Raw genomic sequence first — 18,208 nt, 5'->3', positions numbered from 1 at the left:
TTCTCTCCGTTTTGTGCCTGTCGCTGCGAGATCATAAAAAGATTACTCAGCATGATCTCTTTGTCTAAACATTAAAACTCTTTTCTCAGCCAGCTATTGATGCGTTTAAACCAATTGCCCACCGAGGCGCGTTTTTCTACTTCTGCCTCACCGCTCAGGTGAGACTCTTTTCCATAGTGCAGTAGCCCGACCGCTGTAGAATAGTAAGGCTCTTGCGCGTAATCCGTCAGACCCGTGATGTTCAAGGGTTGGCCGATGCGTACCTGGGTATGGAATACCCGTTGCGCACAGGCTGCCAGGCCATCAATCTGGGCGGCACCGCCGGTCAGCACAATACCCGCTGCCAGATGATGCTTCACCCCTTGCTGACGCAGTTGCTCCTGCAATTGCAATATTTCATCGTTAACCAGATTCAACAGTTCGGTGTAGCGCGGCTCAATCACTTCAGCCAATGTCTGTCTTTGCAGACTCCGAGGAGGCCTTCCCCCCACGCTAGGAACCTCAACACTTTCATCCTTGCTAACAATCGACCCAAGTGCACAACCGTGTCGAACTTTAATCGCTTCCGCGTCGGTCGGCGGCGTGCCGAAGGCGTAAGCGATATCGCTGGTGACCACGTTCCCGGCGTAAGGGATCACTTTGGTGTGGCGCAGAGCACCGCCGGTATACACCGCCATATCCATGGTGCCCCCGCCGATATCTACCACACAGACGCCGAGTTCGCGCTCATCTTCGGTCAGCACCGCATAGCTGGCAGCCAGACCGGCGAAAATCAGTTGGTCCACTTTCAGACCACAACGTTCCACTGCTTTGACAATGTTCTTGGCCATATCGTTATGGCAGGTGATCAGGTGGACCTTGGCCTGCATACGCACGCCGGATAACCCAACCGGGTTTTTGATGCCTTCCTGATAGTCGATGGCGTATTCCTGAGGGATAACGTGCAGGATGCGGTGTTCGTCGCGCACACGCACCGACTTGGCGGTATGCACTACGTTCTCCACGTCTTCCTGCGTCACTTCCTCTTCGGAGATCGGCACCATCCCGATCTCGTTCTGACAGCTGATATGCTTACCCGACAAGGCCAGGTAAACCGAAGAAATCTGACAATCCGCCATCAGTTCGGCCTGGTCAATAGCGCGCTGTACGCACTTGACTACCGATTCCAGATCGTTAACGCCACCCTTATCCATACCGCGAGACGGGCAACTGCCCACCCCGATAATGTTGACCATGCCATCGGGCAAAACTTCCCCTACCAATGCGGAGACTTTTGCGGTACCGATCTCCAGTCCAACTACCAGTTTTCTGTCCGTCGACTTGATCATTGTTGTTTTGCCTGTGCCTGATTCTGTTGCTGATTACTGTTTGGTCGATCGCCCATGGCTGCCTGCGGGTCGATAAACGCCGGAGCCCAGCCGACTGAGGCACCGGAGTCATAGCGTAAATCGACATAGCTGACGCGCTTGTTTTCCGCCTGCGCCTGCTGCAACAGCACCGGATAAAGCCCGATGAAGCGTTGCAAGCGACCCATGCGATCGTCACGTCCCAGTTCCAGCCGAACATCGTTATCCAAAGCCAACTGCCACGAATGGCGGGCCGTCATGGACGCCATCTTAAGCTGGTACTTGCTGGCTGCCAGCACGCCGTTCATCGCGCGGTAACCTTCCAGAACATCCTGTTCGCTGCCTTCCGGACCATAGAGCAACGGTAATTTCTGATTGCCCAAACGCTGTGCCGGAATGCTGAACGACTTGCCCTCGGCATCAACCATGTGCAAATCATTCCAATGCGCCACCGGGACATACTCCACCAGGTGGATTTTCAGCTCATCCGGCCACTGTTTACGTACGCTGGCCTGCTTGACCCACGGCAGACGCTCGATCTGCTGCTGGATGATGTCCACATCCTGCGTCATAAAGGTGCCCGGTGCTCCCAAAGCCAAGATCGCCTGGCGAACATCGTCGTTAGTGGTGAAATGGCGTTCACCGGTCAATACCAGCCTTGAGAGCGGCAGACGGCTGGCATCTTGCATCCAACCCACCACTACCCAGCCGCACCACAGGATGGTGCCTAGCACCATCAGCAGGAAAATCATCCCTGCCAGTTGGGTGCCATTGCTGCGGCGTGGGCCGTTATCCGCCTCGCGCTCGCGTGCATTCAGAGCCGCTTGCGACATCTCAGTCAGCCAACGCCAGAATGCCCGCAACCAACTGCGAGAAAGTTAATCCGGACTGCCGGGCCGCCATCGGGACCAGACTGTGGCTGGTCATGCCCGGCGAGGTATTCGCCTCCAGCAGGTAGAAGCTGCCATCACTGTCTTGCATGACATCAACACGCCCCCAGCCGCTGCAATCCAGCCCACGGTAAGCCCGCAGTGCCAGCGCAGCCATAGCGGCTTCCTGCTGTGCATCCAGGCCGCTCGGGCAAAAATACTGCGTGTCGTCGGAAATATATTTGGCCTGGTAATCGTAAAACACGCCAGCGGGCTGAATACGGATGGAAGGCAGCACCTGATCGCCCAGGATCGCCACGGTGTATTCCGGGCCGCTGAGCCATTTCTCTACCAGCACATCCTCATCATGACGGAAAGCCTCTTCCAGCGCCCCTTCCAGGGCTGCGCGTTCGGTCACTTTGCTCATGCCAACGCTGGAGCCTTCGCGGCTTGGCTTCACAATCAGTGGCAATCCCAAAGCTTCAATGGCGGCCAGCTGGCTTTGCCGATCGTCGCCCAGATACTGACGGCGGCTCAGCGCCACGTAAGGTGCCACCGGCAGCCCCATCGACTGCCATACCATTTTGCTGCGCCATTTATCCATGGTCAGCGCCGAGGCCATCACGCCGCTGCCGGTATAAGGCAACTGCAAAAACTCCAGCAGACCTTGCAATGTACCATCTTCACCGCCACGCCCGTGCAGCGCAATGAACACTTTGGTGAACCCCTGCGCTTTCAGCTCGGTGACAGGGAAGTCACGGGTATCGATGCCATGAGCATCAATGCCCGCTTCTCGCAACCCGGCCAGCACGGCCGCGCCAGATTGCAGTGAAACTTCACGTTCTGCGGAGGTACCACCCAGCAATACGGCGACTTTATCAGCCATGATGATCCTCCTCTTTGATCTGGGGTTGCAGTTTTAGTTCAGCCAGCCGGCGCGCGATTTTACCGACATTGCCAGCCCCTTGCACCAGCACCAGGTCGTCGCCTTGCAACAGCTGCGCCAACAGCGTTGGCACGGTATCCGCATCGGACACCAGGATCGGATCCAGTTTGCCGCGATTGCGAATGGTACGGCACAGGCTACGGCTATCAGCGCCAGGGATCGGAGCTTCACCCGCCGGATAGACATCCAGCATCAGCAACACGTCAACCTGCGACAATACGTTGGCGAAATCGTCATACAGATCGCGAGTACGGGTATAGCGGTGCGGCTGGAAGATCATCACCACCCGCTTGGTTGGCCAACCGGCACGCGCGGCCTTGATGGTCGCATCCACTTCCGTTGGGTGGTGGCCATAATCGTCCACCAACATGGCACTACCCTGTTTTTCGTTCACCGCCGCCAATGGGAACTCCCCCAGGAAATCGAAGCGACGCCCCGTCCCCTGGAAACCGGCCAGCGCACGCAGAATGGCTTCGTCGGCAATGCCTTCTTCCGTCGCCACGGCAACCGCCGCCGCCGCGTTCAAGGCGTTATGGCGGCCCGGTGCATTCAGGGTGACCGTCATCAACGGCTTATCCTGACGGCTCAGGGTAAAGTGCCCCTGCGGCCCGATCTGGCTATAGCTCTCGATACGCACATCCGCATCCTCGCTAAAGCCGTAAGTGGTGATATGGCGACCCACGCGCGGCAACAACTCACGCACGACCGGATCGTCAATGCACATTACCGCACGACCATAGAACGGCAGGTTATGCAGGAAGGTGATAAACGTCTGCTTCAAATTCTCGAAGTCGCCATGGTAAGTATCCATATGGTCGGCTTCGATGTTGGTGACAATCGCCACCATCGGTTGCAAATGCAGGAACGACGCGTCGCTCTCATCCGCTTCCGCAATCAGGTAACGGCTAGAGCCCAAACGCGCGTGGGTACCCGCCGCTTTCACCAGCCCACCGTTAACAAACGTTGGGTCAAGACCGGCTTCGGCGTAAATACTGGACACCATCGCCGTGGTAGTGGTTTTACCGTGCGTACCGGCGATGGCAATGCCATGGCGATAGCGCATCAGCTCGGCCAGCATTTCTGCCCGCTGGATCACCGGAATGCGCGCCTCGCGGGCTGCGACGATCTCCGGGTTGTCTGCCGGGATAGCGGTCGAAACCACTACCACGCTGGCATCCAGCACGTTTTCTGGGCGGTGATGGAAGTAAATCGTTGCCCCAAGCTCACTCAACTGCTGGGTGACCGGGTTCGGCGCCAGGTCGGAACCGCTGATCTGATAACCCTCGTTGGCCAACACCTCGGCGATACCACCCATGCCGGCACCACCGATGCCAACAAAGTGAATGTGCCGGACGCGTCGCATCTCGGGCACGAAAGTACGTAGTTTCGCCAATTGTTGTGTATTCATCACTTCTCTATCTATCAGGTTCGATTTAGCTCAACAGGGGTAACCCCGACGGCCTTACAGGGCTGCACGAATAATTTCTGCCGCCACGCGTTCTGTTGCATCCGGGATCGCTACCGCGCGGGCCTTTTCGGCCATCTTCAACAGCGTTGGGCGATCCCAGCTTGCCAGCAGTTCCGCCACGACATCGGCAGTAAACTGCGGTTGTTCGATAATTTTGGCCGCACCGGCCTCTTCCAGAGGGCGCGCGTTCCAGTATTGCTGACGATCTTTGTGCTGGAACGGCACAAAAATGGCCGGTAATCCCGCCGCCGCCACTTCGCTGACGGTCAGCGCGCCAGAACGGCACACCACCACATCCGCCCAGGCGTAGGCCTCTGCCATATCATCAATAAACTCGGTCACCTTGTGCCCGGTCTGCCCTACCCTCTCGTAGTCCTGCAGTACCGTTGGCAATGCGCCCTTACCTACCTGATGCCAGAGGACTATTCTATCGCCCAGCAGCGCGGCGACTTCAGGAACTGTCTGATTCAGCACGCGCGCACCTTGGCTGCCGCCGATAATCAGCACACGGATTGGCCCTTCACGCCCGTTCAGACGCTCGGCAGGTAACGGCAGCGCCAACACATCGGTACGTACCGGGTTACCCACGACGTCCGCATTCGGAAACGCCCCTGGGAACGCCTGTAACACTTTCTTGGCAATCCTTGAGAGCCAGCGGTTAGTCAGGCCCGCAATGCCGTTCTGCTCATGCAGCACTACCGGGATACCACACTGCCAGGCAGCCAAACCGCCAGGGCCGGAAACGTAACCGCCCATCCCCAGCACCACGTCCGGCTGATAACTACGCATGATCGCTTTCGCCTGGCGCACCGCCTGCCAGATACGCACCGGTGCGGTCAACTGAGCCTTTAGGCCTTTGCCACGCAGCCCGGAGATGCGGATAAAATCAATCTCGATCCCGTGCTTCGGCACCAGATCGGCTTCCATTCGGTCTGCGGTGCCGAGCCAGCGAACCTGCCAGCCCTGCGCCATCAGATGATGCGCGACCGCCAGCCCCGGAAACACGTGCCCGCCGGTACCGCCTGCCATCACCATTAAACGCTTAGCTTTACCGCTCATCCGCTACCTCTTCACAAACGCCTGCGCTTTGGTCAGGCGCGTTTCATAATCAATTCGCAGCAACAGCACGATCGCCGTCGACATAATTAACAGGCTCGAGCCACCGTAACTTATCAGTGGCAAGGTCAAGCCTTTGGTTGGCAACATCCCCGCTGCCGCACCGACGTTCACCAATGCCTGGAAACTGAACCAGACACCGATCGAACACGCCAGAAAACCGGAAAATCGCTGGTCTATCTCCAACGCCCTGCGGCCGATCGACATGGCGCGAAAAGCGACGAAGAATACCATTAACAGGGCCAAAACCACACCGATATAGCCCAGTTCTTCGCCCAAAATGGAGAAGATAAAGTCAGTGTGCGCCTCGGGTAAATACTCGAGCTTCTGTACCGAGTTGCCCAGCCCTTGCCCCCAGAACTCGCCGCGGCCAAACGCCATCAGCGACTGGGTTAGCTGGTAACCACTGCCAAACGGATCGGCCCATGGGTTCCAGAACGAAGTCACACGGCGCATACGGTAAGGTTCCGCAATGATCAGCAGCCCCACGGCAAACACGCCCGATCCGATGATCGCCAGGAACTGCCACATCTTCGCCCCGGCCAGGAACAGCATCGCCAGCGTGGTGATAAACAGCACCACCACCGTCCCCAAATCCGGCTGGGCCAGCAGCAGCACCGCCAGCACCACCATCACACCCATTGGCTTACAGAAGCCCCAAAAGTTGCTGCGGACTTCCTCTACCTTGCGCACCAGATAGCTCGCCAAGTAGCAAAACAGCGACAGCTTGGATAATTCAGCGGGCTGGATACGCAACGGACCCAGTGAAATCCAGCGTGAAGCCCCGTTTACCGAGCTACCAACCACCAGCACCACCAGCAACAAGACTATCGATAACAGCAGCATGACGTTGCTATAACGCTGCCAAACGGCCATCGGGATACGCAGTGTTACCAACGACAGGCCGAACGCCAGGCCAAGGTAAAGTGCATCACGCTTGGCAAACAGGAACGGATCCTCTGCCAGGCGCTGGCCGATAGGCATCGAGGCCGACGTCACCATCACAAAACCAACAATCGCCAGGCCAAAGGTCAGCCACAGCAGGGTACGGTCATACAGCACCATGCTGCTCGTATCGCTTTCACGCGATCCCATCACCCAGTCTTTCAGCTTGTTGGTCAGGCCGAACGTCGGCACCCGTAGTCTCATCCGCCCAGCTCCTGTGCCAGACGGGCAAACTCGTTGCCACGCACTTCAAAATTACGGAACTGATCCAGGCTGGCACAGGCCGGTGACAACAGCACCATATCGCCTGATGTCACCTGGCGGGCAATGGCCTGCATCGCCTGCTCCATCGTTTCTGTCTGCGTGGCGACTTCCGGACGCAGCTGTGCCAGCTGTGCGCCATCGCGGCCAAAGCAGTACAAGCGCACGTTGTCACCTTGCAGATAGCGCGCCAGCGGCGAGAAGTCCGCAGACTTGCCATCACCGCCCAACAGCAGATGCAGCGTGCCCTTAACCTGCAGGCCGTTCAGCGCCGCCTCGGTGCTGCCGACGTTGGTGGCTTTGGAATCGTTAATCCAGCGCACACCGTTGTGTTCCCACACCAGTTGGAAACGGTGCTCCAGGCCGGTAAAGGTCGTGAGCGCTTTCAGGCTGGACGCTCGCGGCAGCTTGACGGCATCGGCCAGGGCCAGGGCCGCCAACGCATTGGTAAAGTTATGGCGACCGGTGAGCTTCATCTCGCTGGTATTGAGGACTTTCTCACCATTCACCCGCAGCCAGATTTCACCCTGCTGGCGGTTGAGATGGTAGTCCCCCACGTCAGCACCAAAGCTGACGCAGCGCTCATCGGCACCGCGCACCGGCATGGTCAGCGCGTCGTCCGCATTCACTACGCAGACTTGGGCATTTTCATAGACGCGCAATTTGGCGGCACGGTATTGCTGCAGGCCAAATGGATAGCGATCCATATGATCTTCGGTCACGTTCAAAATGGTTGCCGCTGCGGCATGCAGGCTGTGAGTGGTTTCCAATTGGAAGCTCGACAGCTCCAGCACGTACAGATGGCACTCCTGACGCAGCAGGCTCAGCGCTGGCAGGCCGATATTGCCCCCAACGCCCACGGCCCAACCAGCGGCCTTGGCCATTTCGCCCACCAGCGTGGTGACGGTGCTCTTGCCGTTGGAACCGGTGATCGCCACAATTGGCGCCTGGGCTTCACGGCAGAACAGCTCAACGTCACCGACGATCTCAACCCCGGCATCGGCGGCAGCGCTCAAAGCCGGAGTCGCTAATGCCATGCCTGGGCTAGCCACAATCAAATCCGCAGACAACAACCATTCCTGGTTCAGAGAACCCAGATGACGTTCAACGCTCTCGGGCAGTTGATCCAGGCCCGGTGGCGAAATACGGGTATCCATAACCCGCGGCGTCACGCCACGGGTCATAAAGAAATCAACGCAGGAAAGGCCGGTAAGGCCCAACCCGATGATGACCACTTTTTTACCCTGATAATCCACCATAATCAGCGCACCTTCAGCGTCGCCAGGCCAATCAGCACCAGCATCAGCGAAATAATCCAGAAGCGCACGATCACCCGTGGTTCTGGCCAGCCTTTCAATTCATAGTGATGGTGGATCGGCGCCATGCGGAAAATACGTTGCCCGCGCAGCTTGAACGATCCCACTTGCAGGATCACCGACAGCGTTTCAACCACGAACACGCCGCCCATGATCAGCAACAAGAACTCCTGGCGCAGCAGCACGGCGATGGTGCCCAACGCGCCGCCCAGTGCCAGTGAACCCACGTCACCCATAAACACCTGAGCCGGGTAGGTGTTAAACCATAAGAAACCTAAACCTGCCCCGACGATCGCGGTGCAGACGATGACCAACTCACCGGCATGACGCAGATACGGAATATGCAGGTAGTTGGCGAAGTTCATGTTACCGGTCGCCCAGGCCACCAGCGCAAAGCCCGCCGCTACAAACACGGTTGGCATGATCGCCAGGCCATCCAGCCCATCGGTCAGGTTGACCGCGTTGCTGGTGCCGACAATCACGAAGTAGGCCAACGCCACGTACAGCAAGCCCAACTGCGGCATGATGTCCTTAAAGAACGGCACAACCAGCTCGGTGGCTGGCGTGTCTTTTCCTACGGCATACATGGCAAAGGCCACGACCAGGGCAATCACCGACTGCCAGAAATATTTCCAGCGGGCAATCAACCCCCGAGTATCTTTGCGCACCACTTTGCGATAGTCATCGACAAAGCCGACGATGCCGTAACCCACCAGTACGAACAGCACGCACCACACGTAAGGGTTGGACGGATAGGCCCACATCAGCACCGAAATGGTGATGGAGGTCAGGATCATGATGCCGCCCATGGTCGGCGTGCCGCGCTTGCTAAAGTGCGATTCTGGCCCATCGTTACGCACTACCTGACCAAAGGACATTTCCTGCAGGCGTTTGATCACCTTCGGCCCCATCCACAGGGAAAGGAACAGCGCGGTCAGCAGGCTGACAATGGCCCGGAACGTCAGATAAGAAAAGACGTTGAAGCCTGAGTAATATTTGACCAAATGTTCGGCCAGCCAAACTAACATGGTGCTTTCTCCTGTAACGCGCGTACTACCTGCTCCATTGCGGCACTACGTGAACCTTTGATTAACACGGTAATTACCGCATGTGCTGAGAGTAGTTCCGCTACGCGCGCGGTCACTGCTGTTTTATCCTGATAATGTTCACCGTTACCGGCGGCAGAGCTCAATACCTGGCTCAGCCCACCCACGCTGATGACTTTATCAATACCGGCCAGACGGGCAGCTTCACCCACCTGGCGATGACACTCTTCGGCCTCTGCACCCAACTCGGCCATATCGCCAACGACCATCACGCGATAACCTGGCATTTCTGCCAACACCTGCGCCGCTGCCGTCATGGAGCCGACGTTGGCGTTGTAGCTGTCATCGAGCAACAGCTTGCCTTGCGCCAAGGCGATCGGGAACAAGCGCCCAGGCACCGCCTGAAGCTGTTGCAAGCCTGCACTCACGGCGGCCAGCGTAGCGCCAACCGACATCGCCAGTGCTGCTGCCGCCAACGCATTCGCCACGTTATGGCGGCCCGGCAATGGCAACTCAATCGCCACCGTGCCGAACGGGCTGTGCAGGGTGAAGTGAGTCACGCTCCCTTTCACCTGGATATCGCTGGCAAAGAAATCCACAGATTCCGCAGCCTGGGGAGAGAAACGCCAGACTGTCTTGCCCTGTAACTGCGCCTGCCAATGCGGCCAGTCGTTGCTATCGGCGTTGAGGATCGCCACGCCATCCGCCGGCAAACCGGCAAAGATTTCGCCCTTGGCCTGCGCAACGCCTGCCAGTGAACCAAAACCTTCCAGATGGGCAGCGGCCAGATTATTCACCAGCGCGCTCTGCGGTTCCGCCAAGGCGGTGGTATAGGCAATCTCACCGATATGGTTGGCACCCAGCTCGACCACCGCAAAATCATGCTGCGGCTCTAAACGCAGCAACGTTAGCGGCACGCCGATCTCGTTATTGTAATTCCCGGCGGTATGCAGCACTTCGCCACATTCACGTAAAATGGCCGCGGTCATCTCTTTCACCGAGGTCTTGCCCGATGAACCGGTCAGCGCCACCACTTTGGCTGGCACCTGCTGACGTACCCAGGCGGCAAACTGCCCCAGTGCCAGACTGGTATCTTTCACCACCAGTTGCGGAGCCTCCACCAATAAGCGCTTACTTACCAGCAAAGCGCCTGCGCCAGCGGCGACAGCATCGGCGGCAAAGTCGTGAGCATCGAAACGCTCGCCTTTCAGGGCCACAAACAGGCAACCTGCAGTGACCTGACGAGTATCCCTCGTCACTTCGGTAATGATGCAGTCGGTGCCGATCAGCTCGGCATCCAATACCGCCGCCAGCGTCTGAAGCGAGACCGGGATCATGCCAGCACCCCCAGCAAACGTGCGACGGTGGTGCGATCGGAGTAATCCAGACGACGGTTACCCACCAGTTGGTAATCCTCGTGACCTTTACCCGCCACCAGTACCACATCCTGCTCTTTGGCTTGCATGATGGCGCTGGTCACGGCTTCGGCGCGCCCGTGGATCACCTGTACATGCCCGGCATCCAGCAGCCCGGCCAGAATATCCTTGATGATGGCCTGCGGTTCTTCGGTGCGCGGATTATCATCCGTTATCACCACCCGGTCGGCAAACTGTTCGGCAATGCCCCCCATAAGTGGGCGCTTACCTCTATCACGGTCGCCACCGCAGCCAAACACGCACCACAGTTGCCCTTGGCAATGCAGGCGAGCGGCTTCCAGCGCTTTTTCCAGCGCATCCGGAGTGTGGGCATAATCCACCACCACCGTCGGCTTGCCTGGCGCATTGAAGACTTCCATCCGGCCACAGACCGGCTGCAGCTGATTGGCCGTGTTAACCAGTTTCTCAAACGGGTAACCGAGTGACAGCAGCGTTGCCAATGCCAGGATCAGGTTACTGACGTTGAAGGCCCCCATCAGGCGGCTTTCGATCTCGCCGTTGCCCCAGCTTGAGCTGAAGTGGATGGTGGCACCGTTATCGTGATACTCCACCGCGGTGGTTTTCAGCCAGCGGCCATGACAGCCAGGCTGCAAATTGTCCTGCATGCTGACGGCCACCGCGTCTGGCAGTTTGGCCAGCCAACGCTGCCCGACTTCATCGTCGGCGTTGATGATCGCCTGACCAACGTCGTGGCCAGCAAACAGTGACCATTTGGCCGCTTCGTAGCTGGCCATATCACCGTGGTAATCCAGGTGATCGCGGCTCAGGTTGGTGAATACGGCTGCGGCAAAGGGTAAAGCCGCCACGCGGTGTTGCACCAGGCCATGAGAGGAGACTTCCATCGCGGCCAAGGTGGCCCCTTGCTGCGCCAGATCGTTAAGCACGTGCTGCACATCGACCGCAGAACCGGTGGTATTTTCCGTTGGGCAAACCTGGCCTAACAAACCGTTGCCCACGGTGCCCATCACGGCGGCAGTTTCGCCCAACAGTTGGCTCCACTGGGCTAACAGTTGGGTGGTGGTAGTTTTACCGTTGGTCCCCGTCACGCCAATCAAGCGCAGACGTTCGGCAGGCTGATGATAGAAACGCCCGGCTAACGCCGACAGGCGCTGGCCAAGTTGGCTCAGGTAAATCACCGGCACGCCGTGCATTTCGCAAATTTTACCGTCTTCAGCTTCGCCTTCCGCTTCGGCGATAACGGCGGCAACCCCTTGGGCGATGGCTTGCGGAATATAGCGGCGTCCATCCGTTTGATGGCCAACTACGGCGACAAACAGATCCCCGGCAGCCGCAATACGGCTGTCTAATATCATTTCCCGCAGCGCGCGCTCGGGTGCCGTTGGCACCCACGGAGCGAGTAAATCGCGCAAATTACGATCGGCCACCTGAACCCTCTTTGTTATTAATCACTAATTCGCTTTTGTCACCGGTGGGCAACGCATCTGGCTGAACGTTCATGATCCGCAGCGCGCCCCCCATGATGGCACCAAACACCGGCGCGGAAATCGCACCACCGTAGTATTTCCCACCCTGTGGGTCGTTGATGACCACCACCAGAGCAAAACGAGGCTGGCTAGCTGGCGCCACCCCCGCGGTATAAGCGATATATCGGTTGACGTATTTACCATCCGGCCCGACCTTTTTGGCGGTACCGGTTTTAATGGCAATACGATAACCCTTGATGGCGGCTTTCACCCCACCACCGCCCGGCAAGGCGACGCTTTCCATCATGTGCACTACCGTACGCACGGTAGCCTCAGGGAAGACGCGTTCACCGGCAACCGGAGGGTCAACCTTGGTGATCGACAATGGGCGATAAACGCCCAGGCTGCCGATCGTGGCATAGACTCGCGCTAACTGTAACGGGGTTACCATTAGCCCGTAGCCGAAAGAGAAGGTGGCCCTCTCTATGTCAGACCACCGTTGTTTTTTTGGGTATAAGCCACTGCTTTCTCCGACCAGCCCCAAATTGGTCGCTTTTCCCAGCCCAAAACGTGAGTAAGTATCTACTAACGCTGAGGACGGCATCGCTAACGCCAGCTTTGAAACACCGACGTTACTCGACTTCTGCAAGATCCCGGTCATGGTCAGTTCCGAATAACGCGCCACATCTTTGATTTCATGGCCGTTAATGCGGTAAGGAATGGTATTGAGCACGCTATTTTCTTTCACTACGCCGCGCTGCAACGCCGTCATTACCACCATCGGTTTCACGGTAGAACCAGGTTCAAAAATATCGGTAATGGCACGGTTACGCATGGTGTCTTTCGGCGTATCGGCCATATTGTTCGGGTTGTACGATGGGCTGTTGGCCATCGCCAATACTTCGCCGGTGTTCACGTCCACCAGCACTGCGGTACCAGACTCCGCCTTATTGAAGGCGACGGCGTTATTCAATTCACGATAGACCAACGCCTGCAGGCGTTCATCGATGCTCAATGCCAGATTGTGCGCCGCCTGGCTGTCTACCGAGGAGATGTCCTCGATCACTCGGCCATAGCGGTCTTTACGTACTGTTCTTTCGCCCGGTTGGCCGGTCAGCCAGCGATCAAAGCTCTTTTCGACTCCTTCGATCCCTTCGCCGTCAATGTTGGTCACGCCGATGATATGAGAAGTAACCTGGCCAGACGGGTAGTAGCGGCGCGATTCCTGGCGCAGGTAGATGCCAGGCAATTTCAGCTTGTGGATGTAATCACCAATCGCCGGGTTAACCTGCCGGGCTAGATAGACAAAACGCCCCTTCGGATTGGCATTGATACGATTGGAGAGCTGATCGAGCGGAATTTGCAACGCGTCGGACAGCGCTTTCCAGCGCGAATCCAGCGTAATACCCCCGCGTTCGTTCAACTCTTTCGGATCGGCCCACACGGCATTCACCGGCACGCTCACCGCCAGCGGTCGGCCATAGCGGTCGCTAATCATGCCGCGAGCGGTGGGAACCGACTGCACGCGTAACGAACGCATGTCGCCTTCTTTCACCAACCGATCCGGATTGATCACCTGCAAATAAGCCACACGCAGCATCAGCCCAACCAGCGCCAACAGAATACAGCCGCACAGCAACGCAAAACGCCAGCTGACAAAGCTGGCCTGATCTTCCTGGCGTTTCAACTTCTTACCGGGACGTACTGCTTTCATGCGTTAGCTATTTGCTCCGTATCGTGACTTCGGCTAAACCACTCATGGCTTGACAATAATAATTTCCTGCGATGGATCAACGTGTTGCATCTGCAGTTTTTCGGTGGCGATACGCTCTACTCGGCTGTGATCGCCAAGGGCATTCTCTTCCAGGATCAGGTTGCGCCATTCGATATCCAGCGCATCTCTCTCCAGCACCAACTGTTCGCGCTCGGCGGTCAGCAGGCGGGTACGGTGCGCGGTGGTCACCACAAACACGGCGGAAACCAGCGCGGCAATCATCAAAATCAGCGGGATCTTGGCGTTACGCAGCAGATCGCCTCCGATGACGCCAACTAAACCGTGGCGCTCATTACCAATCACGCAGGCATCCTCTCGGCAATACGCAGTACGGAACTGCGCGCCCGTGGGTTTTCCGCCACTTCAACATCACCTGGCTTCATTTTGCCCAAGGCTTTCAGCGTACGGCCGCCCATTTCACGCAACTGCGCTTCGGTTAGCGGAATTCCTGCCGGAACCTGGGCACCACGGCTGTGGTGGCGCATAAAGCTTTTGACGATACGGTCTTCCAACGAATGGAAGCTGATGATCGACAGGCGGCCTTCTGGTGCCAACACGGCTAATGCACCGTCCAGCGCACGCTCGATCTCTTCCAGCTCGCTGTTGATGTAGATACGGATCGCCTGGAAACTGCGGGTTGCCGGGTGTTTATGCTTATCACGGAACGGGCTGGCATGGGCGATCAGCTCGGCCAGTTCCTTGGTACGGGTCATCGGCTCTACGCGGTTTCTTTCTACGATGGCGCGGGCGATGCGTTTGGCGAAGCGCTCTTCACCGAAGGTTTTCAGCACCCAGGCAATATCGTCGGCTTCCGCTTTCATCAACCATTCGGCGGCGGATTGGCCGCTTGAAGGGTCCATACGCATATCCAGCGGGCCGTCACGCATAAAGGAAAATCCGCGTTCTGCGTCATCCAACTGAGGGGAAGAAACACCCAAGTCGAGCAATACGCCGTCGATCTTGCCCACCAGTTCCCGTTGCTGCACATAGTCAGCCAAATCGGAAAACGGTCCGTGGATGATAGTAAAACGTGGGTCTGCAATAGATTGAGCTGCGGCAATTGCCTGCGGATCGCGATCGATAGCCAACAAGCGCCCTTCCGGCCCCAGTTGGGACAAGATCAGACGAGAATGACCACCGCGACCAAAAGTACCGTCGATGTAGATGCCGTTACTGCGAATATTGAGACCCTTCACGGCCTCATCCAGCAATACGGTCGTATGTTTATAATTTTCCAGCATGCTTATAGTGACAAGTCCTGTAGCCGCTCAGACAACGGTTCCTGAGTGGATTGTTCCGCGTCAATATCATCCTTGACTTGTTGATACCAGGTCTGTTCATCCCACAGTTCAAACTTGTTGAACTGCCCGACCAGCATCACTTCTTTAGTAAGCCCGGCATGTTGGCGTAGCGTATTGGCTAACAGCAACCGGCCGGCATTATCCATCTGACACTCGCTGGCATGGCCCAACAGCAAGCGCTGGACGCGGCGCTCGGCGGGATTCATGCTCGACAGACGGGACAACTTTTGCTCGATGATTTCCCATTGAGGTAATGGATAAAGCAGCAGGCAGGGCTGATGGAGGTCAATGGTGCAAACCATTTGGCCTTGCGATTCCTCATTCAGTAAATCCCGATAACGGGTTGGTACGGCGAGCCGTCCTTTACTGTCGAGGTTGACCAGCGTTGCCCCACGAAACATACCTGAGCTACCCCCTCGTGACCCTTTTCACCACTTTACACCACAAATTCCCACATAAGGGAGTTTACGGAGGGTATGAAAACCTTGTCAAGCCAGAGCAAGAGCGGTTTGGCAATATTTATAGGCATATTCTGGAGGCTGGCTCACGAAAGGAACGCTATTTATTGCATGAATATAAATTAACATCATGATTAAAGAGGAGAATTTTCTAAGCGGAAAGAGTGTGATTAAAATAAACACAAATTGACGATTAAATAACTCATTATGTCCTTCTGCAATCCAGGTCTCACTTTTCAACATCGCTCTCGGCGGGGACAACCCCACTGCATCCCGCATCGGTCAAGGCTTGGCCGCAAGCCGCCTGCCAGCAGGGAAATGCGATAAGCCCTTGAGTTAATAACACTCAGCGAGTATTTCGCTGCCAACGGCGCGCTATTTTACTTCAATTATTCCGTCAAAGAACAACCCAAAGATAAAATAAATGGCGAAGCACTGGCTCAAGCCGCTAATTATGATTCAAATCAAAATGGTAAGATTATTCTCAAAACACCTATTTACAATTCATCTGGATTTTTTTGCCACTTTAGGAATATACGTAAATTTAGTGAGCCTATCGCTAAATCAGCCGCAAAGCCGTCATCTCACCGTCGCCACATAATCATAACGCACTGTTAATAATGATAATTTCTACAACTGCAATTTTAAATTCCTGCTTTACGCACTTTCCCCCCTGTTGTCAGGATAAAAATCACCCAAATGTTAAAAATAAAAATTTTAAGCCACTTATAACAATCAATATAGTCAAGTAGACTACTAAATAGCATAAAGGTCAGTTAATAACACCTAATTAACATTAACAACCAACATATTAACCGATAAATTCAGGGATCGTGTCATGTCTAGAGCCGTTTCACCATGGCGCAGCGCTGCCGCCGATACTTTTGCGCTGGTGGTGTACTGTTTTATCGTCGGGATGGCGATTGAAATACTGATTTCGGGCATGAGCTTTAGCCAATCGCTCTCTTCCCGACTGGTGTCGATCCCCGTCAATATCCTGATCGCCTGGCCCTATGGTCGCTACCGCGATTTCTTTATCGCCACCGCACGCCGCAGCCCACACGGGCAGTTTTTGCTGCGTAACCTGGCCGATCTGTTGGCTTATGTCAGTTTCCAATCGCCGGTTTACGCTGCCATTCTTTGGAGTGTGGGTGCAGACGGCCAGCAGATCCTGGCCGCGGTGACAAGTAATGCGGTGATCTCAATGGCGATGGGCGTGGTGTACGGCTATTTTCTGGAGTATTGCCGCAGGCTGTTTCGCGTGGTGGGTTACGTTTAGGGGCCGAATGACGGCCCCTTGAAGATTACTTGCGGCTCAGGCTGCCACGGCGGAACAGGTTACGGCGAATGCGCGTCATACCCGGTTTGGGTTTGCGTGGTTCATCCAGGCTGGCAAGCACCAGCTCCAGCACCCGCTCGGCAACATCACGGTGGCGCTGGGCCACGGCAAGCACCGGGCACTCCAGGAAATCCAATAGCTCATGGTCACCAAAGGTGGCAATTGCCAGATCCGCCGGTAAACGCCCACGCTGTTTCAGCGTTACGTCCATCACTCCCTGCAACAGCGAGAATGAGGTGGTAAACAACGCCTGTGGCATCGGATGGGTTCTCAACCATTCCGCGAACAGCACACCGGCTGCTTCACGTTCATAGCTGTTGGCATACAGATAATCCACCTGCCGCTCATCATCCTGCCAGGCCTGACGGAAACCCTGCTCACGCAAGAAGCTGACCGAAAGCTCAGGCAAAGCCCCCAGATACAACACCGACTTGGCGGGGAAAGTGCGTAACTCCTGCGCCAGGGCAAAGGCGTCTTCCTGATCGGCCCCCACCACGCTGATAAAGTGTTCACGATCCAGAGCGCGATCCAATGCAATAATCGGGAAAGGATCGTTAGCCCAGCGTTGATAGAAAGGATGCTCCGGCGGTAACGCCGTGGAGACGATGATCGCATCGACCTGGCGTTGCAGCAGGTGCTCAATACAGCGCATTTCATTATCCGGCTGATCTTCCGAGCAGGCGATCAACAGTTGATAACCGCGCTGACGCGCCTGGCGTTCCAGGTAGTTGGCGATGCGGGTATAGCTGGTATTTTCCAGATCCGGGATCACCAGGCCGATAGAACGAGTGCGGCCTGCACGCAGCCCTGCCGCTACGGCATTCGGGTGATAATTGTGCTCCCTGACCACGGCCATCACTTTTTCGACGGTTTTATCGCTGACACGATACTGCTTCGCCTTGCCGTTGATGACATAACTGGCCGTAGTGCGCGAAACGCCTGCGAGACGCGCGATTTCATCCAGTTTCACGTTAACCCCTTTAAATGACTCTCAAAATGACAATGGATCCTGTGGCGTTGTTTACCCCACGCTTTCAATGTACGGCTAAGCATGCAGCGAACCGAAAGCGGAAGGGTAATGAGTAACCATGATAGTCACTATGGTTATTCAACCCGTAATGGCGATCTAACAGCAGAAAACACGGCCGAGCAACCGCTTTCGC

16 protein-coding genes are annotated in these 18,208 nt (G+C 56.4%); 1 reads left to right on the top strand and 15 read right to left on the bottom strand.

What is annotated here, in order from left to right; all coding sequences use genetic code 11:
* Positions 1 to 71: 71 nt before the first annotated feature.
* Genes ftsA through mraZ form a run of 14 tightly spaced genes read right to left on the bottom strand, consistent with a single transcriptional unit; the run spans position 72 to position 15,649 of the window.
* Entirely contained in the window at positions 72 to 1,328 is a 1,257-nt protein-coding gene (gene ftsA, locus KGP16_RS04115) for a cell division protein FtsA (RefSeq protein ID WP_004950148.1), read from the bottom strand.
* Entirely contained in the window at positions 1,325 to 2,179 is an 855-nt protein-coding gene (gene ftsQ / locus KGP16_RS04110) for a cell division protein FtsQ (RefSeq protein WP_059199741.1), read from the bottom strand. The genes ftsA and ftsQ overlap by 4 nt, the downstream gene beginning before the upstream one ends.
* 1 nt (position 2,180) lies before the next feature.
* Entirely contained in the window at positions 2,181 to 3,101 is a 921-nt protein-coding gene (locus tag KGP16_RS04105) for a D-alanine--D-alanine ligase (RefSeq protein ID WP_094982150.1), read from the bottom strand.
* Entirely contained in the window at positions 3,094 to 4,569 is a 1,476-nt protein-coding gene (gene murC, locus KGP16_RS04100) for a UDP-N-acetylmuramate--L-alanine ligase (RefSeq protein WP_024527168.1), read from the bottom strand. Before murC ends, KGP16_RS04105 begins: the two co-directional genes overlap by 8 nt.
* Before the next feature lie 54 nt (positions 4,570 to 4,623).
* Positions 4,624 to 5,688, bottom strand: a complete 1,065-nt coding sequence (murG, locus tag KGP16_RS04095; protein ID WP_059199739.1) for an undecaprenyldiphospho-muramoylpentapeptide beta-N-acetylglucosaminyltransferase — start codon at positions 5,686 to 5,688, stop codon at positions 4,624 to 4,626.
* Between the two features lie 3 nt (positions 5,689 to 5,691).
* Complete coding sequence (gene ftsW / locus KGP16_RS04090; RefSeq protein ID WP_209523344.1) at positions 5,692 to 6,894, bottom strand: cell division protein FtsW; 1,203 nt, start codon at positions 6,892 to 6,894, stop codon at positions 5,692 to 5,694.
* Positions 6,891 to 8,210: a UDP-N-acetylmuramoyl-L-alanine--D-glutamate ligase gene (gene murD, locus KGP16_RS04085; RefSeq protein ID WP_223500851.1), complete on the bottom strand. Its 1,320-nt coding sequence runs from the start codon at positions 8,208 to 8,210 to the stop codon at positions 6,891 to 6,893. Before murD ends, ftsW begins: the two co-directional genes overlap by 4 nt.
* A 2-nt stretch (positions 8,211 to 8,212) precedes the next feature.
* Positions 8,213 to 9,295: a phospho-N-acetylmuramoyl-pentapeptide-transferase gene (gene mraY / locus KGP16_RS04080; RefSeq protein WP_021179322.1), complete on the bottom strand. Its 1,083-nt coding sequence runs from the start codon at positions 9,293 to 9,295 to the stop codon at positions 8,213 to 8,215.
* Positions 9,289 to 10,650 carry a UDP-N-acetylmuramoyl-tripeptide--D-alanyl-D-alanine ligase gene (gene murF / locus KGP16_RS04075; RefSeq protein ID WP_223500850.1) on the bottom strand — a complete coding sequence of 454 codons (1,362 nt, stop codon included), beginning with the start codon at positions 10,648 to 10,650 and terminating at the stop codon, positions 9,289 to 9,291. The genes mraY and murF overlap by 7 nt, the downstream gene beginning before the upstream one ends.
* Entirely contained in the window at positions 10,647 to 12,134 is a 1,488-nt protein-coding gene (gene murE, locus KGP16_RS04070) for a UDP-N-acetylmuramoyl-L-alanyl-D-glutamate--2,6-diaminopimelate ligase (RefSeq protein WP_223500848.1), read from the bottom strand. The genes murF and murE overlap by 4 nt, the downstream gene beginning before the upstream one ends.
* The gene (locus KGP16_RS04065) at positions 12,121 to 13,887 is read right to left on the bottom strand and encodes a peptidoglycan glycosyltransferase FtsI (protein ID WP_059199735.1); all 1,767 of its coding nucleotides are present in this window, start codon (positions 13,885 to 13,887) and stop codon (positions 12,121 to 12,123) included. Before KGP16_RS04065 ends, murE begins: the two co-directional genes overlap by 14 nt.
* Before the next feature lie 42 nt (positions 13,888 to 13,929).
* Complete coding sequence (gene ftsL / locus KGP16_RS04060) at positions 13,930 to 14,250, bottom strand: cell division protein FtsL (protein ID WP_021179318.1); 321 nt, start codon at positions 14,248 to 14,250, stop codon at positions 13,930 to 13,932.
* The gene (rsmH, locus tag KGP16_RS04055; protein ID WP_021179317.1) at positions 14,247 to 15,188 is read right to left on the bottom strand and encodes a 16S rRNA (cytosine(1402)-N(4))-methyltransferase RsmH; all 942 of its coding nucleotides are present in this window, start codon (positions 15,186 to 15,188) and stop codon (positions 14,247 to 14,249) included. Before rsmH ends, ftsL begins: the two co-directional genes overlap by 4 nt.
* A gap of 2 nt (positions 15,189 to 15,190) precedes the next feature.
* Positions 15,191 to 15,649, bottom strand: a complete 459-nt coding sequence (mraZ, locus tag KGP16_RS04050; protein WP_025120486.1) for a division/cell wall cluster transcriptional repressor MraZ — start codon at positions 15,647 to 15,649, stop codon at positions 15,191 to 15,193.
* A gap of 895 nt (positions 15,650 to 16,544) precedes the next feature.
* Here mraZ and KGP16_RS04045 point away from each other — a divergent pair.
* A complete protein-coding gene (locus KGP16_RS04045) occupies positions 16,545 to 16,985 on the top strand; it encodes an L-alanine exporter AlaE (protein WP_071682176.1) in 441 nt (146 codons plus the stop codon).
* Positions 16,986 to 17,010: 25 nt separating this feature from the next.
* On the opposite strand, the gene cra is transcribed toward KGP16_RS04045, so the two are convergent.
* The gene (cra, locus tag KGP16_RS04040) at positions 17,011 to 18,015 is read right to left on the bottom strand and encodes a catabolite repressor/activator (RefSeq protein WP_223500847.1); all 1,005 of its coding nucleotides are present in this window, start codon (positions 18,013 to 18,015) and stop codon (positions 17,011 to 17,013) included.
* Positions 18,016 to 18,208 lie beyond the last annotated feature (193 nt).

This window comes from Serratia sp. JSRIV006 (genome assembly GCF_019968685.1).
GTDB lineage: Bacteria > Pseudomonadota > Gammaproteobacteria > Enterobacterales > Enterobacteriaceae > Chania > Chania fonticola_B.
Note: the sequence above shows the minus strand (reverse complement) of the source record. Positions and strands in the feature narration are given on the sequence as shown.